The 544-nt window shown below is 44.5% G+C and carries 1 protein-coding gene; it reads right to left on the bottom strand.

The window, feature by feature from the left end; genetic code table 11:
• A partial coding sequence (locus R7P74_RS28705; protein ID WP_318124089.1) for an outer membrane lipoprotein-sorting protein occupies window positions 1–442 on the bottom strand: 442 nt, incomplete at its 3' end.
• Window positions 443–544 lie beyond the last annotated feature (102 nt).

Here is a 544-nt window from a genome sequence, read left to right as displayed (position 1 = left end):
ATTTTTCGATTTCAAATGAACTCAAGTCTTCATACGCAAACTCGCTTCCCATAAACGGGCCCGACTTATTACGTGACGAAATTCGCTTTACTCGCTTTAAGGCAGGTAAATACAACCATTGGTCATCCGCACCAATGGTATGAGAATGGTTGAGAAAAGCCGTGCCCGTGACATCCCGAGGCTGGTCAAAAATGGTCAGCCCTTTGTCGCCATCCCCTTCAACTTCGAGAGATTTCAATCGCATAAGACGCGTACTGCTTTCACCTTGTGCGTTCTTTAAAATCATCTCCATGGTTGCGATAGAGTCGCCCCAACCTTCATCTCTTGATTTTCGCTCCTGAGCAATTTCCAGCCCTTTATCTTCATTCGCATAAGTGAATGGCGATGCAACTAGCGAAGCCGACAACATCAAAACTTGCAATACGTGGTTCATTTTTTTCATGGTTCAATTCCTTTTAATTCTGAGTTATGACTGAGTTGCAGAGATGGTGGACGACGCTTTCAAGCGCGCGTTATCAGACAGACTTTCTTGTAAGTACGCTTT

It is taken from the genome of Vibrio sp. 2033, from assembly GCF_033339735.1.
Note: the sequence above shows the minus strand (reverse complement) of the source record. Positions and strands in the feature narration are given on the sequence as shown.